Origin of the sequence: Thermaerobacter sp. PB12/4term, assembly GCF_003403315.2 — a bacterium.
Classification (GTDB): Bacteria; Bacillota; Sulfobacillia; order Thermaerobacterales; family Thermaerobacteraceae; genus Thermaerobacter.
In genome coordinates this window covers 655,791-682,515 of sequence record NZ_CP048407.1, presented here as the reverse complement: position 1 = coordinate 682,515, position 26,725 = coordinate 655,791, and the positions used below count along the sequence as shown (strand labels likewise).

At 74.4% G+C, this 26,725-nt stretch carries 23 protein-coding genes; 12 read left to right on the top strand and 11 right to left on the bottom strand.

Features of this window, described 5'->3' with window-relative positions:
* Window positions 1–15: 15 nt before the first annotated feature.
* Window positions 16–924, bottom strand: coding sequence for a DUF554 domain-containing protein (locus tag DYI95_RS02815; protein ID WP_116900909.1), 909 nt, complete (start codon window positions 922–924; stop codon window positions 16–18).
* Between the two features lie 174 nt (window positions 925–1,098).
* On the opposite strand from DYI95_RS02815, the gene DYI95_RS02810 reads away from it, so the two are divergent.
* The 4 genes from DYI95_RS02810 (at window position 1,099) to DYI95_RS02795 (ending at window position 5,247) form a co-directional block, all read left to right on the top strand.
* Complete coding sequence (locus DYI95_RS02810) at window positions 1,099–1,410, top strand: hypothetical protein (protein ID WP_116900910.1); 312 nt, start codon at window positions 1,099–1,101, stop codon at window positions 1,408–1,410.
* A 470-nt stretch (window positions 1,411–1,880) separates the two neighbouring features.
* On the top strand, window positions 1,881–4,088 hold the full coding sequence (locus tag DYI95_RS02805; protein ID WP_116900911.1) for a heavy metal translocating P-type ATPase: 2,208 nt from the start codon (window positions 1,881–1,883) through the stop codon (window positions 4,086–4,088).
* Window positions 4,089–4,240: 152 nt separating this feature from the next.
* Window positions 4,241–4,786 carry a Fur family transcriptional regulator gene (locus DYI95_RS02800; RefSeq protein ID WP_116900912.1) on the top strand — a complete coding sequence of 182 codons (546 nt, stop codon included), beginning with the start codon at window positions 4,241–4,243 and terminating at the stop codon, window positions 4,784–4,786.
* Window positions 4,787–4,821: 35 nt separating this feature from the next.
* Window positions 4,822–5,247 carry a YerC/YecD family TrpR-related protein gene (locus tag DYI95_RS02795; RefSeq protein WP_116900913.1) on the top strand — a complete coding sequence of 142 codons (426 nt, stop codon included), beginning with the start codon at window positions 4,822–4,824 and terminating at the stop codon, window positions 5,245–5,247.
* Window positions 5,248–5,458: 211 nt separating this feature from the next.
* Here the strand turns inward: DYI95_RS02795 and DYI95_RS02790 are convergent, their stop codons facing one another.
* The 4 genes from DYI95_RS02790 to solA all read right to left on the bottom strand — a co-directional run bounded on the left by DYI95_RS02790 (window position 5,459) and on the right by solA (window position 9,620).
* Entirely contained in the window at window positions 5,459–6,448 is a 990-nt protein-coding gene (locus tag DYI95_RS02790) for a DMT family transporter (RefSeq protein WP_256366255.1), read from the bottom strand.
* Between the two features lie 88 nt (window positions 6,449–6,536).
* Entirely contained in the window at window positions 6,537–7,526 is a 990-nt protein-coding gene (locus tag DYI95_RS02785) for an ornithine cyclodeaminase family protein (protein WP_116900915.1), read from the bottom strand.
* Window positions 7,508–8,482: a DMT family transporter gene (locus DYI95_RS02780; protein ID WP_116900916.1), complete on the bottom strand. Its 975-nt coding sequence runs from the start codon at window positions 8,480–8,482 to the stop codon at window positions 7,508–7,510. Before DYI95_RS02780 ends, DYI95_RS02785 begins: the two co-directional genes overlap by 19 nt.
* Before the next feature lie 4 nt (window positions 8,483–8,486).
* A complete protein-coding gene (solA, locus tag DYI95_RS02775) occupies window positions 8,487–9,620 on the bottom strand; it encodes an N-methyl-L-tryptophan oxidase (protein ID WP_116900917.1) in 1,134 nt (377 codons plus the stop codon).
* A gap of 335 nt (window positions 9,621–9,955) precedes the next feature.
* On the opposite strand from solA, the gene DYI95_RS02770 reads away from it, so the two are divergent.
* The 8 genes from DYI95_RS02770 to hisIE all read left to right on the top strand — a co-directional run bounded on the left by DYI95_RS02770 (window position 9,956) and on the right by hisIE (window position 19,821).
* Window positions 9,956–11,368, top strand: a complete 1,413-nt coding sequence (locus tag DYI95_RS02770; RefSeq protein ID WP_116900918.1) for an ATP phosphoribosyltransferase regulatory subunit — start codon at window positions 9,956–9,958, stop codon at window positions 11,366–11,368.
* A gap of 49 nt (window positions 11,369–11,417) precedes the next feature.
* Entirely contained in the window at window positions 11,418–12,191 is a 774-nt protein-coding gene (hisG, locus tag DYI95_RS02765; protein WP_116900919.1) for an ATP phosphoribosyltransferase, read from the top strand.
* Window positions 12,179–15,181: a histidinol dehydrogenase gene (gene hisD / locus DYI95_RS02760; RefSeq protein ID WP_116900920.1), complete on the top strand. Its 3,003-nt coding sequence runs from the start codon at window positions 12,179–12,181 to the stop codon at window positions 15,179–15,181. Before hisG ends, hisD begins: the two co-directional genes overlap by 13 nt.
* 326 nt (window positions 15,182–15,507) lie before the next feature.
* The gene (locus DYI95_RS02755) at window positions 15,508–16,104 is read left to right on the top strand and encodes an imidazoleglycerol-phosphate dehydratase (protein ID WP_116900967.1); all 597 of its coding nucleotides are present in this window, start codon (window positions 15,508–15,510) and stop codon (window positions 16,102–16,104) included.
* 183 nt (window positions 16,105–16,287) lie between these two features.
* A complete protein-coding gene (locus DYI95_RS02750) occupies window positions 16,288–17,226 on the top strand; it encodes an imidazole glycerol phosphate synthase subunit HisH (protein ID WP_116900921.1) in 939 nt (312 codons plus the stop codon).
* Entirely contained in the window at window positions 17,204–18,157 is a 954-nt protein-coding gene (gene hisA / locus DYI95_RS02745; RefSeq protein WP_116900922.1) for a 1-(5-phosphoribosyl)-5-[(5-phosphoribosylamino)methylideneamino]imidazole-4-carboxamide isomerase, read from the top strand. Before DYI95_RS02750 ends, hisA begins: the two co-directional genes overlap by 23 nt.
* Entirely contained in the window at window positions 18,151–18,948 is a 798-nt protein-coding gene (hisF, locus tag DYI95_RS02740; RefSeq protein WP_116900923.1) for an imidazole glycerol phosphate synthase subunit HisF, read from the top strand. The genes hisA and hisF overlap by 7 nt, the downstream gene beginning before the upstream one ends.
* A gap of 42 nt (window positions 18,949–18,990) precedes the next feature.
* Complete coding sequence (gene hisIE / locus DYI95_RS02735) at window positions 18,991–19,821, top strand: bifunctional phosphoribosyl-AMP cyclohydrolase/phosphoribosyl-ATP diphosphatase HisIE (RefSeq protein ID WP_243149824.1); 831 nt, start codon at window positions 18,991–18,993, stop codon at window positions 19,819–19,821.
* Between the two features lie 273 nt (window positions 19,822–20,094).
* Here the strand turns inward: hisIE and DYI95_RS02730 are convergent, their stop codons facing one another.
* The 6 genes from DYI95_RS02730 to murQ form a co-directional block, all read right to left on the bottom strand.
* On the bottom strand, window positions 20,095–21,024 hold the full coding sequence (locus DYI95_RS02730; protein ID WP_116900925.1) for a proline dehydrogenase family protein: 930 nt from the start codon (window positions 21,022–21,024) through the stop codon (window positions 20,095–20,097).
* Window positions 21,025–21,200: 176 nt separating this feature from the next.
* A complete protein-coding gene (locus DYI95_RS02725; RefSeq protein ID WP_116900926.1) occupies window positions 21,201–22,289 on the bottom strand; it encodes an HAD-IIB family hydrolase in 1,089 nt (362 codons plus the stop codon).
* Window positions 22,282–23,103: a glucosamine-6-phosphate deaminase gene (locus DYI95_RS02720; protein ID WP_116900927.1), complete on the bottom strand. Its 822-nt coding sequence runs from the start codon at window positions 23,101–23,103 to the stop codon at window positions 22,282–22,284. The genes DYI95_RS02725 and DYI95_RS02720 overlap by 8 nt, the downstream gene beginning before the upstream one ends.
* Before the next feature lie 129 nt (window positions 23,104–23,232).
* Window positions 23,233–24,666, bottom strand: a complete 1,434-nt coding sequence (nagA, locus tag DYI95_RS02715) for an N-acetylglucosamine-6-phosphate deacetylase (protein WP_116900928.1) — start codon at window positions 24,664–24,666, stop codon at window positions 23,233–23,235.
* A 38-nt stretch (window positions 24,667–24,704) separates the two neighbouring features.
* The gene (locus DYI95_RS02710; RefSeq protein WP_116900968.1) at window positions 24,705–25,508 is read right to left on the bottom strand and encodes a GntR family transcriptional regulator; all 804 of its coding nucleotides are present in this window, start codon (window positions 25,506–25,508) and stop codon (window positions 24,705–24,707) included.
* Between the two features lie 20 nt (window positions 25,509–25,528).
* Entirely contained in the window at window positions 25,529–26,503 is a 975-nt protein-coding gene (gene murQ, locus DYI95_RS02705) for an N-acetylmuramic acid 6-phosphate etherase (RefSeq protein WP_243149823.1), read from the bottom strand.
* Window positions 26,504–26,725 lie beyond the last annotated feature (222 nt).

Genomic DNA, 26,725 nt, shown 5'->3' with positions numbered 1-26,725 from the left:
CCAGGCCCCGCCCGGTCATCCCTGGCCGGCCAGCCGGGCCAGCAGCGGGGCGAAGACCAGGGCGGGCAGGAAATTGGCCACGGGCAGCCGCCGGATGTCCAGCAGGCCCAGACCGATCATGACCACCAGCGCCCCGCCCGCCGCGGTCAGCTCGTTGAGCATGGGCTCGCTGATCCACGGGCTGATGAGCCCGGCCAGCAGGGTCAGGCTCCCCTGCACCCCCAGCACGGTGAGGGCGGAAAGGGCCACGCCCGGCCCCAGGGCAGGGGCCATGGCCAGGGAAGCAAAGCCGTCCAGGGTGGCCTTGACCGCGAGCAGCTGGTAGTCGCCCGCCAGCCCGTCCTGGATCGAACCCAGGACGGTCATGGGCCCAACGCAGAAGAGCAGGCTGGCGGCGATGAAGCCCCGGGCGATGGCGCCCTCGCCCCCCGCCTGCGCCTGGCCTGGTTCGGCCTCCGGGCGGCCGTCCTCCGGGCCGGATCCGGCGGGGACGACCGCCGGGACCGGCCCGGCCCCGGCTCCGGTTCCGGCCCCCGTGCCGGTCCCCGCCGGCGTTCCCGCTGCGGCCCCCGCTCGCGGAACTTCTGCCGGTTCGGGGCGCTCGGCCCGTTCGGCCGCCACCGCCGGCCTCGTGCCCCGGGATGCCCGCAGCAAGGCGCGTTCCACCGCCCGGCCCATGGCCTCCAGCCGCCCGTCCAGGTCCAGCGCCGTCCCCACCAGCCCGCCGGCCAGCACCGATCCCAGAACGATCAGGATGTTCCCCGTCGCCCGCGCCATGTCCAGGCCGATCAGCAACGTGACGACCCCCAGGCCTCCCGTCAACACCTCCCGGTTCCGGGCGGGCAGCCGCGAGCCCAGCCACAACCCCAGCCCCGAGCCGGCCAGCACCGTCACCACGTTGATCAGGGTCCCCAGCCCCTTCATCGGCGCCCCTCTCCCTGCAAGATCGTGGAATGACAACAACGTAGCACGCGGCCGAACCGGCTTCTAGAGAGCCGGCCTGTTGTCCTGACCGGCACCTGGCGGCCCGCATGGACCTAATGGTATCTTCAAAGACGATGCATTCCCCGCAGGGTGGGCAACAAAGGCGGTGACACCGTGACGGCAGGGAAGACGCCTACCAGGGCTCACCGGTTCTTCCTTCGGGTCGAAGGGTTGAGCCCGGCCCGCCTCCGGCTGCTGGCCGCCGGGCTGACCGCGGCGGCGGCACTCTTCCTGGTTCTGATGATGCTGGTCCTGGAGCACGTTCCCAACCCGTGGCTGCGGGCACCCCTGGTCCTGGTCACCGGCGGGTTGATGAGCGCGGCCGGGCTGGCGCTGGGGGCCGTCGCCTACGAGCTGCGGTACCGGCAGCACCGCCAGGGCCGGTCGAACCCGGCCGGCGGCGCGGATGCCCGGGCGGCATCGTGAAAGGATTCCGCCGATCCATCGTCGAGCCGGCGCCACCAGCTCTGCACGGCAGGAACACCGGATGATGCCCTTCAGCGGGGCCGGCCCCTGGGCCGGCCCCGGCTTCTTTCCTGGCCCTCCACCGGTAGCTTGGCTTCCTCTTCCGCTCGGACGGGCGCTCGCCCCTCTCCCCGGTCCCGGCCGGTCCCGGCCGTCCCCGGCCTCTGCCCGGGTTCCCGGGTGGCACCTTCGCGGAACGGGTGCCGGCGCGGGCGGCAAGGGTTGCCCCTTCCTTCGCCGGGCCAGACCGCCAGCACACCCACCCGTTGACCGGCGGCAGATCCAAATTTTATACTGATTACAAAGTTGGACGCAGTATCAACAAATGCGACTGGAATTCAGTTTCAAGAATCCTGCGCCAGCCCGCAGCCGGCGGGACGATCGGCCGCGGCACCACCTATCCGGGTGTGGCAGGAAGCCAGGAGGCTGGCGTGAAGGAGGCTTTCGACGTGGCCCGTTCCCCGGCAATCCCCGAGGCGGTTCACGACGAACAGGCAACCCGGCGGCGCGCTGCTGCAGCGGGGCGGGGCGGCACCACCGGGACCGGTGCATCCCCGGCCGCCGGGGCCGAAGCACCGGCCGCTCTCCCAGGGCCGGTTCGGGCGGCGGTGCCTGCCGGCCGGGAGCGGGCCGGGGCACCCGGCGGATCGGCCGGATCCGGGAAGGCGTCCGGCCCCGCTGTGGCTCCGCGGCCCCGCTCCCGGCCGGAAGAACCCGGCTTCTGGGCGCGGCACCACCTGGCGGTGCTGACGGCGGCCACCCTGGCCTGCCTGCTGGCCGGCGTGGCGGCCGAACGGCTGGGGGCGCCCCCGGCGGCCAGCCTGTTCTTCTACGTGGCAAGCTACCTGGCCGGCGGCACCCCGGCCGCCCTTTCGGGCCTTGCGGCCCTGCGCCAGCGGGTGATCGACGTCGACCTCTTGATGGTCCTGGCGGCCCTGGGGGCCGCGGGGCTGGGCGCCTGGGAAGAGGGCGCCACCCTGCTCTTCCTCTTCTCCCTGAGCAATGCCCTGCAGTCTTACGCCATGGACCGCACGCGCCGCGCCATCCGCGCCCTCATGGACCTGGCGCCGGAAACGGCCCGCCGGCTGCGTCCCGGCGGCACGGAAGAGGAGGTGCCGGTGGAGGACCTGCGGGTGGGCGATGTCATCGCCGTCCGGCCGGGCGAGCGGATTCCCATCGACGGCCGGGTGCGGGCCGGCCGTTCCACCGTGGACCAGGCGGCCATCACCGGCGAGTCGGTGCCGGTGGCCAAGGGTCCCGGCGACGAGGTGTTCGCCGGCACCATGAACCAGCTGGGCGGCCTGGAGGTGGAGGTGACCCGGCCCGCTACCGACACCATGCTGGCGCGCATCGTCGCCCTGGTGCAGGCGGCCCAGGAGGACCGGTCCCGCACCCAGCGCCTGATCGACCGCATCGAGCAGGTCTACGCCACGGCGGTGGTGGCCGTCGCCGCCCTGGCGGCGGGGCTGCCCCTGCTCTGGGGCGCCGATCCTGCCCAGACCATCTACCGCGCCCTGGTCCTGATGGTGGTGGCCTCGCCCTGCGCCGTGGCCATCAGCGCGCCGGCGCCCGTCCTGTCGGCCGTGGCCAACGCCGCCCGCCGCGGGATCCTGCTCAAGGGCGGCCGTTACGTGGAGGAACTGGCCTCCGTCCGGGTCGTCGCCTTTGACAAGACGGGCACCCTGACGCGGGGCGAGCCGCGGGTGACCGACGTGGTGCCCCTGGGCGGCGCCACCCGGGAAGCCGTGCTGCAGGCAGCCGCCACGGCCGAGCGCCTGTCCGAGCACCCCCTGGCCCGGGCGGTCCTGGCTGCGGCCGCCGCCGAGGGAATCACCCCCGCCGAGGCGGCGGACGCCCAGGCGGAGCCGGGCTTCGGGGTGGCGGCCCGCTCCGGGCTTGGCCTGGCCTGGGCCGGGAGCCCGGAGTTTGCCCGCCGCCACGGCGCCGACCCCTCGGCGGCCGAGCCCGTCATGGAGCGCCTGGCCCGGGAAGGCAAGACGGTCCTGCTGACCGGCGTGGGCCCGAACCTGCTGGGCTGCATCGCCGTCCAGGACACGCCCCGCCCGGGAGCCCGCGAGGCCGTGGCCGCCCTGCGCCGGGCCGGGCTCATCCCCGTCATGCTGACCGGCGATCGCCCGGAGGTGGCCCGGGTCATCGCCGCCCAGCTGGGCATCACCGAGGTCCGGGCGGGACTGCTGCCGGAAGGCAAGCTCCAGGCGGTGGAAGAACTGTCCCGCACCCTGGGACCCGTGGCCATGGTGGGCGACGGCGTCAACGACGCCCCGGCCCTGGCGCGGGCCCGGGTGGGCATCGCCATGGGCGCCGCGGGCACCGACGTGGCCCTGGAAACGGCCGATGTGGTGCTGGTCAGCGACGAGATCGAGAAGCTGCCCTTCGTGTTCGACCTGGCCCGGCGAGCGACGCGGACCATCTGGCAGAACCTGGTCTTTGCCTTGAGCGTGATCGTGGTCCTGGTGAGCCTGACCCTGGTGGGGCGCCTGGAACTGGCCCTGGGCGTGCTGGGGCACGAGGGCAGCACCGTGCTGGCCATGCTGAACGGGCTGCGGATGCTGGCCGTGCGGCCGGCGACGCACGGCGCAGCGGGGCCGGCGGAAGACAGCGGGAGGACGGGCTCTTGACCCCCTTCCGAACGCCAACCTAAGATCAAAATAGGATCTATTTAGAGTTGCAACTATTTTATCGGGAATCGCAGAATTTCGCGGCCTTCGATGCCAGGACCGGATCCAGCGGCCCGCGGGGCCGCAGCGGCCGGCGAAAGGTTGTGAGCGCGATGGCCCTGGCCATGGAGGAATTCCGGCGACTTCTGGCGGATCGCGGGTACCGGGTGACGGCCCAGCGCCTGGCCATCTACGAGCTGCTGCAGGAGAACGCGCGCCGTTCCCACCACCCCAGCGCCGAAGAGCTGTACCAGCAGGCCCGGAAGCGCTTCCCCATGATCAGCCCGGCCACGGTGTACAACACCCTGGAACTTCTGGTCGAACTCGGCCTTGCCAGCCAGCTGGGCTTCCCGGGGGATGTGCAGCGCTACGACGGCAACCCCCACGCCCACGCCAACGTGCAGTGCATCGACTGCAAGGCCATCTTCGACGTCGATGCCGGCGCCCTGGAGGGCATCGGCCAGCGGGTGGCGGAGCGCTCCGAGTTCGTCATCCTGGGACAGCGCTTCGAGTTCTACGGGATCTGCCCCCGGTGCCAGGAGCGGCGGGCTCGCGACGGCCTGCCCGCGACGGGGGATGCGGCCACCGCGGGCGGTGGGGAGACGGCCGGCCCCCAGCAGTCCGGCAAGCCCGATGCGGTGCTGCCCAAAGAAGCCTGACCGGCAGCCGGCCGGACCGGACAGGAGGAGCCCCAGTGGCCTACCAGTCCCGCCTACAGCACCCCCGGGTCGACCGACTCTTCGAGGCCATCCTGTCCCTGGAGAATCTGGAGGAATGCTACCGCTTCTTTGAGGATCTCTGTACCGTCGGGGAGATCCAATCGCTCGCCCTGCGCTTCGAGGTGGCGCAGCGCCTGGCCCGCGGCCAGACCTACGAGCAGATCCAGCGGGAGACGGGGATGAGTTCAGCCACCATCAGCCGCATCAACCGCTTCCTGCATTACGGTGCCGACGGCTACCGCCTGGTGCTGGAGCGGCTGGCCCAGCGGCAGCGCGGGGGTGCAGAGCCCGCCGGCGACCCGCGGGTGGAAAGCGCGCCTCCCCCTGGTGCCACGGCCCCCGACCGCGGCGCCTCGTCCCCGCCGGACGCCGGCGGCGGGGCGGGAAGCGGCGCCCCGTGAGGGCGTGCACTTCCTGCTGACCCCCCGCGGCCCTATGTTGCTGCTCCGGTCCCACGTTGTTGCACCGCGCCCACGCTATTGCACCAGGCGCACCGCCACCGGCCACCGTGCAGACCGGCGGAGCCTGGGCCGGCTCTCCGGACCGGAACTCCCCGGACCGGCGCAAGGGACTGGTGCAAGCCCTGGCCTGGTTACCGTGGCGGGGGGCGTTTCAGAGCCGCTTGCCGGGGCCGGGTTCCACCGCCGCCGCGCCCGCCGCAGCGCCCGCGCCCGCCGATCCCGCCGTTCCCGCCGCCCCGGCCGCGCCCCTCAGCCGCTCCGTTTCCCGTCCCGCCGTCTGGGTGGCGACAAACAGGCCCGCCAGGGTCAGCGCGCCGCCGGCCAGTTCGACCCCCGAAGGCGCCTCCCCCAGGAGGAGCCAGGCCAGCAGGGACGCCCCCACCGGCTCGCCCAGGATCGACACCGACACCACGCTGGCCGGCACCCACTCCAGCGCCCAGTTGAGCACGGTGTGCCCTCCCAGGGTGGGCACCACGGCCAGGGCGACGAAGAGCAGCATCTCCCGCCAGGGGTACGGGCCGAAGGGGGTGCCCGTCAGCGCCAGTCCCGCGGCAATCACCAGCGAGGCCACGCCGTACACCAGGGTGGTGTAGGGCATGACGGGGAGCACCTGCCGCACCCGCCGGCCGATGAGGATGTACCCGGCGAAGAACCACGACCCCGCCACGGCCAGGAAGTTTCCGTAGAGGGCGGTCCCGCCCGCGGCCAGGTCACCCGCCCCCGCGCCGGCGAAGGTCACCACGGCCACGCCGGTCAGGGCCAGCAGCGCGCCCAACAGCCGCCGGGCGGGCACCCGCTCCCGCAGGAGCCAGGCATCGGCCGCCATCACGTAGAGCGGGTGGGAGGTGACCAGCAGGACCGACGCCGTCACCGACGTGTAGCGCAGCGAGGCGATCCAGGTGAGGAAGTGGCCCGCCAGCAGCACGCCGCTCAAGACGCTGGCCCAGAGCAGGCGCGGCGGCAGCCGCCGGACGCGGCCGGCATCCCGCCGGGCCCAGGGCAAGAGCAGCAGCGTGGTCAGGGCCATGCGGTAGAAGGCGATGACGGCGCTGGGTGCCTGGGAGTAGCGAATCAGCACCGACGAAAAGGAGATGGCCAGCACGGCTCCGGCCAGGGCCAGCAGGGGTGCCAGCGGGTGCACCGGCCCTGCGCCCCCGCCGGGGCCGGGCGGCCTCCCCTGGCGCGGGGCGGCCTGGCGGCCGGACCTGGGACCGGCCTCGAGCCCCGCCTTAAAGCTCCACATCCTGCCCCACCCCCAGCTCCCGGGCCCGCTGCCACACCCGGGCCGCCGCGTACAGGTCCTGGGCCGCCAGGCCGCAGCTCTTGAACAGGGTCACCTGGTCCGGATGAACCCGGCCGGGGTGGGCGCCGGCCAGCACCTGGCCGAGTTCCACCAGATCACCGGGCTGGAGGACGCCGGCCTGGAGGGCGTCGATCAGCTCCCCCGCCTCCTCCCGGGCGGCCTGGCGCTGGTCGACGAAGACCGGCCGGCACCGGGCCACCAGGTCGCGGCCCAGCTCCCGCATGGCCGGGCGGAAGCTGCCCACGGCGTTGATGTGGGTCCCCGGCGCCACGTCCGCCGCGTCCAGCAAGGGGACGGCGCTGCTGGTGACGGTGCAGATCACGTGGGCACCCCGGGCGGCCTCCGCAGGGGTGGCCGCCACCACCGGTTCGACCCCCGGGCCCAGGCGGCCCTCCAGCCAGCGGGCCAGGGCCTCCGCCCGCTCCCGGGTGCGATTGTAGATGCGCACCTGGCGGATGGGGCGTACGGCGCACACCGCCAGGACCTGGAACGGCGCCTGGGCCCCCGCGCCCAGCACGGCCAGCACCGTCGCGTCTTCCCGGGCCAGCGCCCGGGTGGCAGCGCCGCTGGCGGCGCCGGTGCGCAGGGCCGTCAGGGTGGCCCCCTCCATCACCGCCACGGGCTGCCCCGTGGCCCCGTCCAGCAGGATCACCAGGCCGCCGATGGCCGGCAGCCCCCGGGCGGGGTTGCCGGGGTAGACGGAGACGGTCTTCAGCACGGTGTAGTTCAGCTCCGGATCGTGGGCCGGCATGAACAGGGTGGTGCCCCCGGCGGCGGGCGCTTCGACGGCCAGCCGCAGGGGCATGGCCACCCGGCCGGCGCTGACGGCGGCGAAGGCGGCCGCCATGGCGTCCACGGCCTCCGCCATGGGCAGGCAGCGCTCGACGTCGGCGGCGTTCAGCCAGCGGACGGGCACGGGTGCTCCGCCTCCTTCCCATCAGGGCACCCCCGGTGCCGGCCCCGGGGACCATGACCCTCCGGCCCGCCGGTGGCGCGGGCGGCGGCCCGCAGGCTCAGCCCTTCCTGGGCCAGCCACCCCGCCAGCAGGACCAGCACCGCCCCGGCCCCCTGGCCGGCCGAAAGGCTCTCCCCCAGCACCAGCCAGCCTAACAGGGCCGCCACCACCGGCTCCACCGTAGCCACGATGGAGGCCGTGGAGGCCGGCACCCACTGCAGGCCGGCGGTGTACAGGCGATAGGCCAGGAAGGTGGGTCCCACGCCCAGCAGGAACACCCACAGCCAGACCGCCGGTGACCAGGCCAGATCCAGCAGGCGCCCGGGCGGCAAGGCCGCCAGGAGCACCAGGGCGCCGATGCCGAGGGTGTAGACCACCACCGCCGCCGGGTCCAGGTCCCGCAGGGCCACCTTGCCGAAGATGCTGTAGAGGGCATAGGTCAGACCCGACAGCAGGCCCACCGCCACCCCTCCCCAGCGGATCCCGGCCGACGGGTCCGGAGCGCTGACCAGCATCACGCCCGCCAGGGCCACGGCCAGGGCCAGCAGCCGCCGGAGCCCCAGGGTCTCCCCTAAAAACAGCCGGGCCAGCAGGGCGACGAAGACCGGCGCGGTGTAAAGCAGCACCGCCGCCACGGCCACGGGCAGCATCCGCACCGCCCAGAAGTAGCTCAGGTAGAACAGGCCGACGCTGATGGTCCCGTAGGCGCCCAGAAGCAGCCAGCGGCGGCGCGGTACGGCCAGGGCCACCCCCTGCCGCCGGGCCACCGCCAGGGCCAGCACGAAAGCGATGGCGGCCCGAAAGAACACCACTTCGCCGGGCTGGGCGCCCCCGGCATACGCCAGCCGGGCCACCACACCCAGGGTCCCCCACAGGGCGGCCGCCGCCAGGACGTAGGCCATCCCCCGCACACCCACGGTGCTATGACCTCCCCTGCCCGGCCCGGAACCGGCCGGGGTTGAAGAGGGCCAGGTCGCGCCGCTCCTTGCCTTCCACCAGGTCGGCCACCGCCTCCCCGATCACCGGACAGAACTTGAACCCGTGTCCCGAGAACCCTGCCGCCAGCAGGACCGCGGGATGATCGGGATGGGGGCCCACCAGAAAGTGCAGGTCCGGGGTGTTGGTATAGAGGCATACCGCCGCCCGCCGGGGCTCCGGGTCCAGCAGGGGCAGCCGCCGGGCCAGCAGCCGCTGCACCGGCTCGATGTCGTCCGGCGTGATCTCCCGGGGGAGGCGGTCGGGATCCCCCAGCTGGCCGCCGTGATGCAGGCCGACCTTGATGCCCTCGCCGTTCAGGCCGGGCAGGCCGTAGAGGGCCGGCTCGTCCCCCCGGTCCCAGATGAAGACGGGGAAGTTCTCCTCGAACCAGTCGGGCCGCTCCGCCGGCCGGAACCACAGGCTGACCTGGCGCTCCACCTCCATGGGGAAGAACCCGCCCAGCAGCTTCGGGTTCCAGGCGCCGGCCGCCAGCACCAGGCGCTCCGCCTGGTAACGCCCGGCGGTGGTGCGCACCGACACCGACGACGGCCCGGCCACCCAGGATTCCACCGGCTCGTTCAGGCGCAGCTCCGCGCCCGCCGCCCGGGCCAGGCGGAGATGGGCCGCCACGGCCTTTTCGGGGAACAGCACGCCCGCGGCCTCTTCGTACACCGCCACCTCATGGGGTTCCAGCCGGAAGGCGGGGAACCAGCGGCCCACGTCCTCCGGGCTGAGCATGCGGTAGGAAAGCCCGTGGCGCCGGGCGCTCTCGGTGCTGCCCGCCACGATGGCCGAGTCGGGGGTCCCGATCATGAGGCCGCCGGTCTTGACCAGTAAGGTCTCGCCGGCATCCCGCGCCAGCGCCTCCCACAGCTCGTACGCCCGCAGCAGCAGCGGCACGTAGGCCGGGTCTTCAAAGTAAGCCTGCCGGATGATCCGGCTCATGCCGTGGGACGAACCCGCATCATGGGGCGGGGCCAGGCGGTCGAGCCCCAGCACCCGGCGGCCACGGCGGGCCAGGTGGTACGCGATGGCGCCGCCCATGCCGCCCAGGCCCACTACGATCACGTCGTACACGGAGCATGCCTCCCTGCTTGCCGGCCGCGGGCCCGCTCAAGCACCGCGGGACCGGTTGCAGTGGCAATTCCCCACCGCGGGCCCGAACCCTTTCCCGTGCAGCCGGAAGCATGATCCAGGATCCGCCAGCCCGTGCCAGGCTGGCGCCCGCCGCTCCCCGGGCCGGCGACTCGCCGCCGCTCTCGTCACCCGTCTCGTCCGCGCCACCCCGGCACCATGACGGTTGCGAAACGTGACCGGCTGGGGTTGCCTCCGTCTCTTTATCGTGTTAAAGTGCTAAAGAACTGAAGCAAGCGGGATGCTCGCTGCAAGGCGCAGCAAGGAGGTCGCCCGGTATGCCACCCGTCCCCCTCACCCTGCCCGCGGCCGCCGGGGCACCGGCAGCCCTGGCCGCCGACCCGGCCGAGGAAACCCGCCGCCGCCTGGCCGGGCGCTTTGCCGCCTGGGGTTACCGGCGCATCCGCACCCCCCTCTGGGAGGAGGCCCGGGACGAGCTGCTGGCGGTGTTCCCCGAGACTGCCCTGTGCCGGTTCGTCGATCCCGCGGGCAGGGTGCTGGCCTTGCGCCCGGACCACACCCTGGCCGTGGCCCGCTGGGCCGCGTCGCGCTTGGACGGGGCCGATCCCTGGCGGCTCTACTACCTGGACCCCGTCTTCCGGCGGGATCCGCGGGACGGGCGCTTCACCGCGGTGACCCAGGCCGGTGTGGAGCTGCTGGGCTCGTCGGCGCCGGAGGGGGACGTGGAGATCCTGGGCCTTCTGCTGGAGGCCCTGGATGCTCTGGCGGCGCCGGGAACGGCCGCCACCATGGAAGCGACGGTGGGGGCGGCCGGGGCGCTGGAGGCAGCGGGGCCGGAGGGCATCCCCTTCCCCGCCCGGGTCGCCGTGGGCCACACCGGCGTGCTGCAGGACTACCTGGCGGCCACCGGCCTGGACGAACCCGCCGCCGCTGCCGCCCTCGCGGCCCTGGCGCGCCGAGACCGGGTCGCCCTGCGCCGGCACCTGGAGGCGGCGCTGGGGGCAGGCAGGGCTGCGGAAACCTATCGCTTCCTGACCGGCAGCTTTCCCCTCCCCGGTGCTCTGCAGCCGCTGGAACGGCTGGGGACGGCGCCGGCGGCCGAGCTGGCCACCGTTCTCCAGGCGGCCGGCCGCTATTTCCCGGCCGCCGCACAGCGCCTGCGGTTCGAGCCCGGGCTGGTGCGGGACCTGCAGTACTACACCGGACTGGTGATCGAGGTGTTCGCGGGCTGGCGGCGCATCGCCGCCGGGGGGCGGTACGACGGCCTGCTGGCCCGCCTGGGTGGACGGGGGCCGGCGGTGGGGGTGGCCTTCGATCTGGAGGCGGTGGCCGAAGCGGCCGGTCCACCCGAGGGCCCGGGCCCCGACGCCGGCGGCCTCCCGGCGGGCCGGGTGCCCGGGGCGCTCCCGCCGGAGCAGCCCCCGGGAAGCGGCCCGGCGGCAGAGGGACCCGTGGCGGGGGCCATCGACTATCTGGTGGCGGGGCCGGCGGGTGCCGCGGCCGGCCCCGGCGGCGCCGGTCAGGAGGCGGGCCGGCCGGGGGACGAGGCCGGCCGCCTGTGGGCGGAGGCGCGCCGCCTGCGGGAGCAGGGGGCGTCGGCGGTGGTCCTTTGCGGTGCCCCCTCGGAAGAAGAGGCGCTGGCCGCTGCCCGCCGGCTGGGGTGCCTGCGCCTGCTCTGGCTGGACGGGCGCCGCCGGGTCCTGCGCATGGCCCGGCCCGCCGCCCGGTGACGGTCGCCCTCGTGACGGGCAACGGTGCGTATACAGGAGCGATGCCTGCATGAGTTATGTACCTGGAGATCCCTGGGCCGGGGGGGAGCGGCCCCTCACCCTGGCCCTGCCCAAGGGGCGGATGCTGGCGGAGGTGGCCGCCCTCTGCGCCCGGGCGGGCATTGCCGCCGCGGCTTCCCTGGCCGCGGGCGACGACCCGGAAGCCCTGGTGCTGGACGATGAGCCCAGCGGCGTGCGGCTCCTGCTCGTCCGCCCGGGGGACGTGTGGAGTTACGTGGCCTTCGGGGCCGCGGACCTGGGCATCACCGGCAAGGACGTGCTGGAGGAGAAGGCCGGCGACGCCCGCGGCGGCTGGCTCGACCCGCCCGGGGCGGTGGAACTGGCCGACCTGGGTGCCGGGGCCTGCCGCATGGTGGTGGCCGGCCCGCCGGCGGGGGCCGGGCTCTGGCCCTGGCGCCGGCTGCAGGCGGGCCGGCTGCGGGTGGCGACCAAGTACCCCGCCTGCGCCCGGCGGGCCCTGGGTGGCGGCCCGGCGGAGGTGGAGGTCATCCCCCTGGCCGGGTCGGTGGAACTGGCGCCCCTGGTGGGCCTGGCCGACGTGATCGTCGATCTGGTGGCCACGGGCCGCACCCTGCGGGCCCATGGGCTGGTGGAGTACGAGGTGCTCTTCTCCAGCACCGCGCGGCTGATCGCCAATGAGGCCAGCCTGCGGCTGCGGGAAGAGCGCCTCCTCCCCCTGGCCGAGGGGCTGGAGGCGGCCGCCCGAGAGGCGCCCGCCCGGCAGCCGGCCGCCGAGGGGAGGGAAAGCCCATGCGCCGGTTGACCCCGGCCCAGCTTCTGGCCGAACTGGACCGGCGCCAGCCCTTCGCGCCCGAGGTCCGCGAAGCAGCCGAGGCCATCGTGGACGACGTGCGCCGCCGCGGGGACGAGGCCCTGCTCGAGTACACCCGCCGCTGGGACGCCCCCTCCCTCACCCGCGAGGAGCTGCTGCTCCCGCCCGAGGCGCCGGCCCGGGCGCTGGCCGGCCTTCCCGGCGCCTTGCGGGCGGCCCTGGAACAGGCCGCGGCCCGCATCGCCGCCTACCACCGCCGGTTCGTCCCGGAGAGCGTGGCCTGGACCGACGAGGCCGGCAACCGGCTGGGCCGGGTGGTGCGGCCTCTGGACCGGGTGGGCCTCTACGTCCCCGGCGGGCGGGCGGCGTACCCCTCCACCGTCCTCATGGCGGCCCTTCCGGCGCGGCTGGCCGGGGTCCGGGAGATCCTGCTGGCCACGCCTCCCCGCCCCGACGGAACGGTCCCGCCGGTGGTGCTGGCGGCCGCCGCCCTGGCGGGGGTCGACCGGGTGATCCGGGCCGGCGGCGCCCAGGCCGTCGCCGCGCTGGCCTACGGGACGGAGACGGTGCCGGCGGTCGACAAGATCGCCGGGCCGGGCAACGCCTACGTGACGGCCGCCAAGGCGGCAGTGGCCCACCGGGTGGGGATCGACTCCCTGGCGGGTCCCAGCGAGATCGTCGTGGTGGCCGGCGACGGGGCGGACCCCGCCTGGGTGGCTGCCGACCTGCTGGCCCAGGCCGAGCACGATCCCCTGGCGGTGGTGGGCTGCCTGAGCCCCGACGGGGCGCTGCTGGAGGCCGTGGCGGCGGAGCTTGACCGGCAGCTGGCCCGGACCCCCCGGGCGGCCATCGCCGCTGCCGCCCTGGAGCGGGGCTTCCTGGTGCAGACCGCTAGCCTGGCGGACGCGGTGGAACTGGCCGGACGGCTGGCCCCCGAACACCTGAGCCTGCAGGTGCGGGATCCGGGGCGTTGGCTCGGGCAGGTGCGGGCAGCCGGGGCCGTGTTCCTGGGCCCGTACGCCCCCGTGGCGGCCGGCGATTACGCCGCCGGGACGAACCACATCCTCCCCACGGGCGGTGCCGCCCGGTTCCAGGCGGCCCTGGGCCCGGAAGCCTTCGTCCGTACCATCCCCTTCTTCGCCGGCTCCCGGGAAGGGGTGCGGGCGTGGGCGCCGGCGGCGCGGACCCTGGCCGAGGCCGAGGGGCTGCCCGCCCATGCGGACAGTGTCGCTCTGCGGGAAGAACCGGCCGGCGGCGGCGAACCCGGGCCGGCGGGAAGCCGATCGGCCGGCAGCGCCGGCAGTTCCGCCCTGGCCAGCACCGGCGGGCCTGAGGCGGCCGGCGGTCCTGCCCCTGGCCTCAGCGAGTCTGGAGCGGCGGGCGATAGCCGCCCGGCCGTCGCAGGCCCCGGCCCCCGCAGCGCGACGGGCTCCCCGGTAGCGGATCAGGTCGGAGATCTCCGCAGGGGCCCGGCCCCGGACGGCGGCCCGGCCCCGGACGGTGCCCCGGCCGCGGCCGGCTCCGGGCTGGCGGGGGCAAGCCTCCCCGCGCCCGTTCCGGCGGTCCCCGCCGGGTACACCGTGGCGGACAGGCCGGCACCCATCAAGCTGGACGCCAATGAAGCGGAGCCGTGGCCGGAAGAGCTTCGCCAGGAGCTGGTGAGGGAGCTGGCACGGGCCCTGGAGGACGGCGCTCCCCACCGGTACCCGCCCCGGCCGCTGCGGCAGGCGGTCCGGTCCCTGGTGGCGGACTACGCCGGGGTGCCCGAGGAGGCGGTGGTGCTGGGCAACGGCTCCGACGAGCTGGTGCAGGCCGTGCTGGGCACCATCGGCCGGCGCTGCACCGCCGCCGTGGCGCCCTCGCCCACCTTCGGCTACTACGCCGCGGCCGCGGCGGCCGCCGGCGTGCCCTACCGGGCGGTGCCCGTTCCTCCCGAGCGGGCCGTGGAGCTGGACGATCTGGCCCCTGTGCTCGACGCCCTGCCGGGCCAGAAGCTGGTCTTCCTCTGCCGGCCCAACAACCCCACGGGTCTGTCCTGCTCGCCGGCGGTGGTCGAGGGCCTGCTGCGCCGGTCCGACCTGTGGCTGGTGGTCGATGAGGCGTACGCCGAGTTCGCGGACGAGAGCATCCTGGACAGCCTCGACCTGACGGCGCTGGCCGCCTTAAGTGGCGCCTCCAGTGGCGCCTTCGGCGGCGCCTCAAGTGGCGTCTTCAGCGGTGCCGCCAGCGTCGCCTTCAGCGGGCACCCCGGAGGATGGGCGACGGGGCGCCTGGTGGTCCTGCGCACCCTTTCCAAGGCCTTCGCCCTGGCCGGCGCCCGGGTGGGCTACGCCGTGGCCGCCCCGCCGGTGGCCGCCGAACTGGGGCGCTGGCTGCAGCCCTACAATCTCAACACCTTGTCCCTGGTGGCCGCCCGGGTGGCGCTCCAGCACCGGGCCGTCTTCCTCGAGCGGGCTGCGGCGACCCGCCGCCGGCGGGAGCGATTGAGGGAGCAGCTGTCCCGGCTGCCCGGTCTTGTGCCGCTGCCCTCCCAGGGAAACTTCGTGCTCGTGCGGGTGGAAGAACCGGCCGGAACCGTAGGCGAGACCGGTTCCGGGCGCGGCGCCGGCGGGCAGGCCGGCACCGGTGCCGGTGGCCAAGCCGCCGCCGGTCACGGTGCGCGGGCCGGCGCCGGCAACGGTGCAGGGACCGGTGCGGAGGCCGGCTCCCGCACCAGCCCGGGCCGCCCCGGCGGCCCCCCGACCCCCGACCCCGTTCGGGCCGCCGCCCTGCAGGATGCCCTGGCCGCCCGGGGCATCGCCGTGCGGTCCTTCCCCTGGGAGCCGTCCCTGGCCGGTTACCTGCGGGTCACGGTGGGGACGGAGGAAGAGAACGCGGCCCTGCTGGATGCCCTGGCGGCCGCTCTCGCCGGCCTTGGGCAACAGCCCCTGGCCGGGCTGGCCGGGTCCGGCCGCTCGGAACCGGGAGGGAGCCCGTCATGACCGTGACGAAGCATCCGGGACCAGGACGTCACTTCCCCGACGGCCCCGAGGGGGACGGCCCGGGCGGGGCCGCGGAGGCGGCCGCTGAGGCAAGCCCGGCAGGTCCGGGCGGGGCGCTGGCCCCGGCGAGCCCGGACCAGGGGCTCACCGCAGCCTCCGGAGGCCCGGCGACGGCAGGGGGCGCCCCTGCCCTGGCGCAGGGGATGCCCCGCGGCGCCCCGCCCGGCGAGCCGGTTCGACCCGGCGACCGGCCGCCGGCGCCGGGAGCGGCTCCCTCCCTGCCGGCGTCACTGGGCGGGGGGCAGGCCCTAGGCGGGCGGCAGGCTCTGGGCGGGCGGCGGGCCCTGGTGGAGCGGTCCACGCGGGAGACCGCCATTCGCTGCCGGATCGACCTGGACGGGACGGACCCGCGCCCGGCCGCCCGGATCGAAACGGGGATCCCCTTTTTCGACCACCTGCTCACGGCCTGGTCCGTGCACGGGGGCTTCGGCCTGGATCTGCTGGCCCGGGGCGACCTGGAGGTGGAAGGCCACCACACGGTGGAAGACACGGGCATCTGCCTGGGCCGGGCCCTCCGCGAGGCGGCCGCCGGTTACGGCACCGTGGCCCGCTTCGGTACGGCCTACGTGCCCATGGACGAGGCCCTGGCCCGGGTGGTGGTCGACGCCAGCGGCCGCCCCTATCTGGTCTGGGTGGTGGAGGTGCCGCCCCGCAGCTTCGGCGCCTTCCACACCGAGCTGGCCGAGGAGTTCTGGCGGGCGGTGGCCGTGGAGGCGCGCCTGACCCTGCACGTCGACCTGCTGCGGGTCCGCAACGCCCACCACGGGCTGGAGGCGATCTGGAAGGCCGCCGGCCGGGCCCTGGCCCAGGCCCTCGCCCCGCGGCCGGGGGGCCCCCTCTCCACCAAAGGCGTGCTGGAGTAGAGGCGGCCGCCGGGCGCCCGGCGGCACCATGGACCGGACGGGCAGGACGGCCCGGCGGGTGGACCGGCCGGGGGGATGGGCGGACCGGGCGGGTGGACCGGCCGGGCAGATGGGCGGACCGGGCGGGTGGGCCGGCCGGGGGGATGCCGGGGAACCGGCACAGGCCGGCAAGGAGGCAGCAGCATGGCGCAGCCGTACGTGGCCATGGTCGACTACGGAACGGGCAACGTCCACAGCCTGGGCAAGGCCCTGGAGCGGGCCGGCTGCCGGACCCGCCTCACCGCGGACCCGGACGAACTGGCCCGGGCGGCCGGGGTGGTCCTGCCGGGGGTTGGGGCCTTCGGCCCCGCCCGGCGGCGGCTGGAGGCCCTGGGACTCATCCCCGTGCTGCAGGAGCGGGTGGCGGCGGGGCGGCCGCTGCTCGGCATCTGCCTGGGCATGCAGCTTCTCTTTGAGGGCAGTCGGGAGGACGGCTGCTGGCCCGGCCTCGGCCTGCTGCCCGGCTGGGTCGAACCCTTTTCGGACCGCCGGGCGGTGGCCGGGGTTGCAGCGGCGCCGGGGGAAGCGGCGGCCGCCAGGGACCAGGCGGCGCCTGGGGACGGCGCGGCAGCCGGGGGCGGAGCGGAGGCCAGCGGCCCGGAAGCGGTGAGGGGAGCGCCGGGTGACCGCCTGGCATTCAAATCCCCCCTCAAGGTGCCCCACATGGGCTGGAACCGGGTCGCCGTCCCGCCGGGCAGCCGCCTGCTGGCGGGCCTGGGCGACACCTTCTACGCCTACTTCGTCCACTCGTACCGGGTGCCATGGCCGCCGGCGGGCTCGCCCGTGCCGGCCTCCTCTCCCCCACCCCCGGCGGTGGCATCCGGGCCGTCGGGATCGGCCGGTCTCTCCCCGCTCTCCCCGGCGGCAGGCCGGCGCCTGGCAGCAGGGTCTTCCGCCGCGCCGGCACCGGCTTCCGCCGCCCTGCTGCTGGCCCGGGCGGACTACGGCGGCCCCTTCGTGGCGGCGGTTGAGGCCGGCCCGGTACTGGGCACCCAGTTCCACCCGGAGAAGAGCGGGCCCGCCGGCCTGCGCATCCTGCGGAACTTTGGAGCGATGTGCGGTGCTTGTGATCCCAGCCCTTGACCTGCGGGGTGGCCGCCTGGTCCGCCTGTGGCAGGGCGACTACCAGCGGGAGACGGTCTACGGCGACGACCCGGTGGCCGCCGCCCGGGCTTTCGCCGCCGCGGGGGCGCCGCGGCTCCACGTGGTCGACCTGGACGGGGCGCGGCAGGGGCGGCCTGTCCACCAGGCGCTGATCCGGCAGCTGGTGCGGGCGGTGCCCGTGCCGGTGCAGGTGGGCGGCGGCATTCGCGACGCGGCCACCGCCGCGGCCTATCTGGAAGACGGCGCCGCCGCGGTGATCTTCGGCACCGTGGCGGTCCGGCAGCCCGAGGTGGTGGCCCGGGTGGCCGCCCGCTACCCGGGCCGGGTGCTGGCCAGCCTGGACCTCAAGGAGGGGCGGGCGGCGGTGGACGGCTGGACCGCGGCGGGCGAGCCCCCGGCGGCGCTGCTGGAGCGCCTCAGGGCCGCCGGGGTGACGGAGGTCATCGTCACCGACACCGGCCGCGACGGCACCCTGGCCGGGGTCGACCCGGCGGTGTTCGCGCCGTTCCTGCGTGCCGGCTTTCGCGTGATCGCCGCGGGCGGCGTGCGGGATGTGCACGACGTGGTCCGGCTGCAGCACGCCGGTCTGGCGGGGGTCATCGCCGGGCGTGCCCTGTACGAGGGCACCCTGGATCTGGCGGCGGCCCTAGCGGCCGTGCGGGAAGCGGGCAAGGCCCCCGGCCTTCTTCCCGGCGGGACCCCGGTTCATGAGGCAGGCCAGGAACCCGGCCCGGCCCCGGGCCGGGACGAAGGGCGGAGCACCCGCCCGGCCCCGGGCCATGGCCCAGGAGACACCCCGCGGCAGGCCGCGGGCCGGGGCCCAGGCGACACCCCACACCAGGGGCTCGGCCGCAACCCAGGGGAGGCATCCCCCGAGCCACCGGGCCCGGGAGGTGGCACTCCATGCTGACCCGGCGCATCATCCCCTGCCTGGACGTGGACGGCGGGCGGGTGGTCAAGGGAATCCACTTCCAGGGCCTCCGGGATGCGGGGGACCCGGTGGAACTGGCACGCCGCTACGACCGGGAGGGTGCGGACGAGCTAGTCTTCCTGGACATCAGCGCCACCGTCCAGGGCCGCGAGACGTTGCTGGAAGTGGTCCGCCGGGTGGCGGCGGAGGTGTTCATCCCCTTAACGGTGGGCGGCGGGGTGCGGGATAGCGAGCAGATCGCCCGCCTGCTGGCGGCAGGCGCCGACAAGGTGGCCATCAACAGCGCCGCGGTGGCCCGGCCCGAGCTGGTGGCCGAGGCGGCGGAACGCTTTGGCCGCCAGTGCATCGTGGTAGCCATCGACGCGGGGAGAAACCCCGCCGCCCCCAGCCCGGACGCGGGTGCCGGAACCCCGCCCGCACCCCGCTGGCTGGTCTACACCCACGGCGGCCGCCGCCCCACGAACCTGGACGCGGTGGAGTGGGCGCGCCACGCCGCCCAGCTGGGAGCCGGCGAGATCCTGCTGACCAGCATCGACGCCGACGGCACCCGGGACGGGTTCGACCTGGAACTGACCCGGGCGGTGGCGGATGCCGTGCCCGTGCCGGTGATCGCGTCGGGCGGTGCCGGGCGACCCGAACACTTTGTGGAGGTGCTGGTCCGGGGCGGGGCCGATGCTGCCCTGGCGGCGTCCATCTTCCACTGGCAGCAGGTGAGCATCGCGGAGGTCAAGGCTTTGCTGGCGGCCCGGGGCGTCCCGGTGCGCCTCTAGCATCGACAAACTGCGCCTTTAGCAACGTACGTGGTTGGCAACGTGCGTCTCGAGAAACGGCAGGTGGGCAGCGTGGCGGACAGCGAGCACCTTCCGGAAGATGGCGAGCGCCTTGTAGAGGGCTGGGAGCCCCTTCTTGACCCCGGGCACCCCCTTCTTGAATCCGTGTGCTTTGACGAGCGGGGGCTCGTGCCTGTGGTGGTCCAGGATGCGGAGCGGGGCGACGTGCTGATGCTGGCCTACGCCAACCGCGAGGCCCTGGCCCGCACCCTGGCCGAGGGCCGGGCGTGGTTCTTCAGCCGGTCCAGGCAGCGCCTCTGGCTCAAGGGCGAGACGTCGGGCCACACCCTCCGGGTGCGGGAAGCCCGCATCGATTGCGACGGCGACGCCGTCCTCTACCGGGTCGAACCGGCCGGTCCCGCCTGCCACACCGGCGAGCGCAGCTGCTTCTACCGCACGGCCACCATCCCGGCCGGCAGCCCTGCGACCCCGGCTCGCACCGGGTCTCCGGCAACCCCGTCTCCCACGGGGACCCAGGCCGTCGCGGCTCGAACCGAGGCCCGCACCGGAGCGCCGGAGGGGCCCATCGCCCGCGAGCTCTCGCGCCTTGAAGCCGTGATCCGGGAGCGGGTCCGGGAGCGGCCGGCGGGATCCTACACCACCCAACTGCTGGAAGCCGGCCTGCCCCGTATCCTGCAGAAGGTCGGCGAGGAGGCCGTGGAGACGGTGGTAGCCGGCGGGCACCAGGACGGCCACCGGCTGGTGGAAGAGGCGGCCGATCTCCTCTACCACCTGACGGTCCTCCTGGTGGTGCGGAACGCGGGCTGGGATGCCGTGGCCGCGGAGCTGGGCCGCCGGGCCGCGGCCAGGTGAGCCCAGGACGAGGGCTGCAGACTGGCGACGGCGGACCAGGGGCCAGGGCCCACGGCGGTCGAGCCCGAGCCGGGCCGGGGTCGCCTTCCGCGGGCCGCCGTCGCGGGCCTTGGCAGGTTGCAGGCCCGGCGGTTGCGGAATGGGCCGTCGCAGGCCCGGTCATCGCAGGATCGGCGGTCGGAGCACAGCCATCCCAGAGCCCGCATTCCCGGGATCGGCGGCCGGGCCACGGCCGGCGCAGCAGCCTGGCGCAGAGCAGGCGCAGCGAGTCGCCTACCCGCGGATCAGGTTCCGCAGCACGAACCCCACGTTGGCCGGCCGCTCGGCCAGGCGGCGGACGAAGTACCCGTACCAGTCCCGCCCGTAGGGGATGTAGACCCGCATCCGGTAGCCTCGGTCCCGCATCTGTCGCTGCAGCTGGGGCCGTATGCCATAAAGCATCTGGAACTCGAAGCGGTCGCGGGGGATGCCGCGTTCTTCGGTAAACCGCAACAGGTCCTCGATCAGCGCGTCGTCGTGGGTGGCGATGGCGGCGTAGTCGCCCCGCTCCAGGTGGCGCTGCACCAGCTGCCGGTAGTTGCGGTCTACGTCGGCCTTGTCGGGATAGGCCACCGACGCCGGCTCGTTGTACGCCCCTTTGACGAAGCGGATGTTGGGGTGCAGATCGGCCAGGTCCTCCAGGTCCCTGGCCGATCGGTAGAGGTAGGCCTGCAGGACGATCCCCACGTCCTGGGTACCGAAGTGCTCCCGGAGCCGGCGGTACAGCCGGAGGGTCTTCTCGGTGTAGGGCGAGTCCTCCATCTCGATGCGCACGAACCGGCCCGCCGCCGCCGTCCGCTCCAGGATGCGGCGGCAGTTGGCATAGGCAAGCTCCTCGTCCACCTCGAGGCCCATCTGGCTGGGCTTGATGGAGATGTAGGCGTCGATGCCGCGTTCTTCCAACGCGGCCAGCAGCCTCAGGTACTCCTCCACCGCCTCGGCGGCGGCTTCCGCCCGGGCCACGTGCTCGCCGAGGAACTGGATGGCCAGCGGAAACCCTTCCTGGTTCAGCTGGCGGGCCACGGTCAGGGCGGAATCCAGGTCTTCCCCCGCGACGAACCGGGACGCGCCCAGGCGCATGCCGTAGCGGGTGACGAAACGGGTCACGGCGGGGTTCCCCGCCACGGAGAAGATCAGCTGGCGGCTCCAGTGGGGTTCGGCCACAGCGATACGCCTCCGGCTTCGTGGGATGGGTGGTGGATGGCCCCCGCCGCCTTCTCCGGCCCGGCGGCGGCCGCCCGGGGCCGGGGGCCTGTCCGGGGCTCACCAAGGCGATTGTACGGCTTTTTGCGCCGGCGATTAACGGTTCCCATTCAGCCGGACCGCGGGCGGCCCGGCCGCTAGGCCCCCGGGCCACCCCCCAGCAGCACCTCTTCGATCAGCCGCGCCACCCCATCCTCGGCGTTGGACGCGGTGACCCGGCCTGCACATTCCCGAACCGCGGGATCCGCGTTGCCCATGGCAACCCCCAGCCCGGCCCAGCGCAGCATCTCGCAATCGTTGTCGTTGTCCCCCACGGCCACCACCTGCTCCCGGCCGATGCCCAGGCGGGCCGCCAGCCGCTGCAGCCCGGCGGCCTTGTGGGTGCCCGGCGGCAAGAGGTCGAAGCTGCCGGGTCCCGAGTGGGTCAGCCGCAGGGCTCGACCGTAGCGCTGGAGGATCCGCTCCTCCAGAGGACGCAGGACCGCCCCCTGCCCCAAGGCCGAGATCTTGACGGGCGGCTCAGGGGCCCGGGCTACGAACCGGGCCAGCTCGGCCCCGGGATGGACGACCACGTACCGGCGCAGCACCCAGTAGTGCCGCAGGTAGGGTACGGCCAGGGACCGGATCAGCGTTCCCACCGGCGGGCGCCGGCTGCTGGCCAGAAACTGGGGGAACTGGACCACCACCGGGCAGCCGGCCGCCACCAGCTCGGCGGTCACCGCCTCGGCCAGATCGCGGGGAAACGGCTGGACATCCAGGACCGTCCACGGGCCCCGGCGCGGCAGCCCGGAACCGGCCGCCGCGGCCCCGGCCTCTGCCGACGCGGTGCCGGAGGTGCTGCCGGCGGTGCTGCCGGGGATCGTTCCTCCCGCCACCCCGGCGGTCGTGCCCGCGGCCCGCCCGGCCACCGGGCCTGGGGCCCGCCGGGGCGCCACGCCGGCATCCACGGCGGCGGTGCCGCCGTCCCCGGGATCGCCCAGGGCCGCCAGGACGGCCCCGTCGCTTACCACCAGCGGCCCCTCGAGCCCCAGCTGCCGCGCATAAACCCACGCCGAGGGAAGAACCCGGCCCGTGGCCAGCACCACCCGGATGCCCGCCGCCCGGGCGCGGGCCACCGCCTGGCGGACGCGCGGCGTGATGAGCCCCCGGGGATCCAGGACCGTGCCGTCCAGGTCAAGGGCCAGCAGCCGGTACCGCCGCCCGGGGCCGCCGGGCGGGCTAGTCACGGCCCGCGCCCCCGCGGTTCCGCCCCTCGCCGCCGGGCCATGCCCCGGACCCGCCGCCCCCCACCCCGGCAGGTACCAGCTCGGGATCCAGCCCGGCGGCGGCTTCCCGGTCGAGGAACCAGGTGACCCGGGGATGGCGCTGCAGGGCCGAAGCCGGTACGGCGGGATCCAGGGGCCCCTGGATGGCCCGTTCCACCGCCGGGGCCTTGGCAGCCCCGGCGGCCAGGACGAAGATCTCCTTGCCTTCGAGGATGGTGCCGATGCCCACGGTGAGGGCCTGGGGAGGAACCGCCTCGGGGTCACCCCCGAAATCGGGGGCGTTGGCCCGCCGGGTATCGGCGGTCAGGGTCACCACCCGGGTGCGGGAGGTGAAAGGCGAGCCGGGCTCGTTGAAGCCGATGTGGCCGTTGCGCCCGATCCCCAGGACCACAAGGTCCAGGCCTGCCGCTGCCAGGGCCTGCTCGTACCGGGCGCACTCCGCCCCGGGATCGGCGGCCCGGCCGTTCAGGCTGTCCACTGCCGGGGCCGGGTTCAGGTGCCGCAGCAGGTGTTCCGCCATGTAACGGCGGAAGGAGCCGGGATCCTCAGGGCCCAGTCCCAGATACTCGTCAAGGAGGAAGACCTGCGCCCGGTCCCAGCGCAGCCCTTCGTGGCGGGTGATCTCGACCAGGCGGCGGTACATGCCCAGGGGAGTATGCCCTGTAGGCAGGAGCATGCGCAGGCTGGGCCGGGCGGCCAGCCTGCGGGCGACGGCCTCCGCCGCGGCCGCGCTCATGGCTTCGTAGGACTCGGCGATGCGGATGCGGGGTGGCATGGTCAACCCTCCAGAAGGCGTCCCACCCGGACCGGCCCGCCAGGGCTGCCGGTGCCGGCCAGGGGGCTCGAACCGCTCCCCCGGCACCGGGCGGTCACCGGACGGGTGCCGTCCGGCCCGGCAGCCCGTTCACTGTACCGCCAGGGCGCGGTTGATGAGGTCTGCGACCACCAGGGGCCGCTCCGGCGTGTGGACGGGTACCCCTTCCACCCAGGTTGCCACGACTCGCCATTGCTCGTCCAGGGCGAAGAGGTCGGCGTCCAGTCCCGGCACGATGGCACCCTTCCGCTCCCCCACTCCCGCGATGCGCGCCGGCACCGCGGCCGTCATCCGGGCGGCTTCGGGCCAGGGCACCCCCACCTGTTCGACCAGCACCCGCAGGCAGGTGAGCATGGTGGCCGTGCTGCCCGCCAGGGTCCCGTCGGCCAGCCGGCTGGTTCCATCGGGGCGCACTTCCGCCACGAAGGCGCGCAGATCGTAACGCCCGGGCGGCAGCAGGGCGGCTGCCACCGCATCGCTGATGACCGCCAGCCGGCTGGTCCCCTTCAGCCGCCACAGCAGCCGCATGGCGGCCGGGTGCACGTGGACCCCGTCGGCGATGAGCTCGCCGTCGAAGGGCAGGTCCATCACCGCCCCCAGCAGGCCCGGCTCCCGGTGATGGAGGGGCGGCATGGCGTTGAAGATATGGTTGCCCAGGGTGACCCCGGCGTGAAAGGCCGCCACCGCCTCACCATAGCTGGCCTCGCTGTGGCCGGCGGCCACCACGACGCCCAGCCGGCGCAGGTGCCGGACCAGGTCCAGCGCCCGCGGCAGCTCGGGGGCCAGGGTGACCCGCCGCACCGTTCCCCGGGCACGGTCCAGAAGGAGCTGCAACCGGCCGGCATCGGGCGGGACCATCCACTCGGGGCGCATGGCACCGGGCTTGCGGGGGTTGAGGAAGGGACCCTCCAGGTGAAGGCCCAGGGGCCGCGCTCCCGCCCCCCAGGCCGGGTGGCCGGCCGGGCCCGCCGGACCGGCCGAGCCGGCCGGGTCGCCCGCACCGCTCGCACCACCCGTCCGGCCCGTACTGCCCGCAAGCCCCGCACCACCGGCGCGACCCGCACCGCCCGCACCGCTTGCACCACCCGGCGCACCGCCCGCACCGCGCCCATCGCCGCCTCCGGCCCATTCCTCCCGGACGAACCCGCCCCAGAAGGCACAGGCCGCCTCCATCGCGTCCCATTCCGCCGTGGCCAGGGTGGGCCAGTACGCCGTGGTTCCGGTCGCCGCCAGCAGGAGCCCCAGGTGGCGGGCCGCTTCAGGCCGCAGATCGTAGGTGTCCCAGCCGCCCAGGCCGTGGATGTGGAGGTCGATCATTCCGGGCAGCAGCCAGGCATCCCCCAGGCGGGTCACCATACCGCCGGCCGCGGCCGGTGGCTCACCCGCGCCCACCTCTACAATGCGCCCCCCGGCAACCCGCACGTAACCGTCGAGGATGCCCCCGGGCACCACGATGCGACGGCTCCGAAGGGTAAACCCTTCCGCTGCTTCCCGGAGAGGATGCGTCATGTCCATGCTGGCCATCGCTTCCTTTCCTGCACCTGGACCCAGGCTGGTCCTGGTCAAGGTTGTTCCGGTTCACCCCCAGCCGCTGCGGGGAGGACCTCGGCCGCGGTGGGAGGCCGAATCAACTCCGTTTCATAGCGGTAGCGATCCCCCCGGTACCAGGAACGGACCAGTTCGACCGGACGACCCGTGGTGTCAAAACTCACCCGCGTGAGCAGCAGCAGGGCGCTCCCTTCCCGCACCTGGAGCCAGCGGGCCTGTTCGGCCGTGGCCACGGCGGCTTCGATGGTCTGCCGGGCCCGTTGCAGGACAATGCCCACGCGGTCGAAACGCTCGTACAGGGAAAAGGCGGTCGCTCGCTGCCCCCGGAACCGCTCGCGGACATGCTCGGCCAGGTCGGGCAGGAGCCGGTAGGGAACCTGCACATGCTCGATGGAAAGAGGTTCGCCGTTGGCATAGCGCACGCGGCGCAGGGAGGTGACCCGCCGGTCCACCGCCAGCGCCAGCTGGGCGGCCACGGCATCGTCGGCCTCGACCACCGCCACGGACAGCAGGCGGGACGAAGGTTCAAGCCCCCGCCGGCGCATGTCTTCCGAGAAGCTGGTCAGGAACTGCAGCCCCAGGGGAATCTTGGGTTCGGCAACGAAACTTCCCCGCCCCTGCTCCCGGCGAATCACCCCTTCCCACGCCAGCTGGTCCAAGGCGTGACGCACCGTCATACGGCTCGCGCCAAACTGCTCGGCCAGCTCGCGCTCGGAGGGAATCCGGTCGCCGGGGCGGAGGTGCCCCTCCCGGATCCGCCGCCGCAGGAACTCCATGATCTCGATGTAGAGGGTGGCCCGCCCACGGGGTCCCCGCATCACGGGAGATCCCTCCCCCTTCAGCTCGACCCAGACGCTGCTTCGTCCAATACCCTGCGGACGAACCCGCCGTGTTCGTCCAGGCAGCGGCGCGCACCCTCGGCGTCCAGACCCGTGGCGCCCATCACGATGGCCACCTTGACCTGGTTTCCCGACCGGGCCAGGAGGTCGGCCGCCGTCGAGGCATCGCATCCCAGCACGCGCATGATGATCCGGCGCGCGCGTTCTACCAGCTTCTCATTGGTCGGCCGCAGGTCCACCATGAGGTTGCCATAGCATTTGCCGAGCCGCACCATGGCCGCCGTGCTGAGCATGTTGAGCACCATTTTCTGAGCGGTACCGGCCTTCATTCGGGTCGAACCGGCCAGCACCTCCGGTCCCACCACCACCTCGATGGCCAGATCGGCCACGCCTCCCATGGCGGAACCAGGGTTGCAGGTGACGGCCACGGTGAAGGCACCGGCCTCCCGGGCGGCCTGCAAGGCGCCCAGGCAGTAGGGCGTACGCCCGCTGGCCGACAGGGCCACGACCACGTCGCCAGCCCGAACGCCCCGCGCCCTGATGTCTTGCCGGCCGGCTTCGCTGTCGTCTTCAGCCCCTTCCACCGCTCGCGTCAGGGCCTGGGGTCCTCCGGCAATGATGCCCTGAACCATCTCGGGGTCGGTGCCGAAGGTGGGCGGGCATTCGGCAGCATCGAGCACGCCCAGGCGGCCACTGGTTCCCGCGCCGACGTAGAACAGGCGATTCCCGCGGCGCAGCGCCGCCGCGATGCGTTCCACCGCCTCCGCAATCACGTCCAGGTGTTGGGCCACAGCGGGCGCAACCTTGTGATCCTCTTCATTGATCAACCGGCAGATCTCCCGTGCATCCAGGATATCCAGCCTGGCCGTGGCCGGGTTGGGCTGTTCCGTAACCAGCCGGGACAGGTCGACTCGGCCTGCTGGGGACGGCACGTCCGGCTTCCGGGCGCCGCTCTGCTGGTGCTGCCCCTCCATCTTGTTGCCCCCTTTGTAGCCCTTCCCCAATAGTCCTTGCTCACGGCCTAATCTTCCGCAGCCATTGGATCTGCTGGCGCCCCCTCCCGCACCGCTCTGGGCAGCCCGCTGGACCACCTGGACGGCCGGAGCGCTGGGCTCCGTAGCGTCCGTTCTTGCACCAGCGCCCGTTCCCCAGGATCGAACATCGAGGCCGGCCGCCCGCTGCGGCCGGCCTCGTGC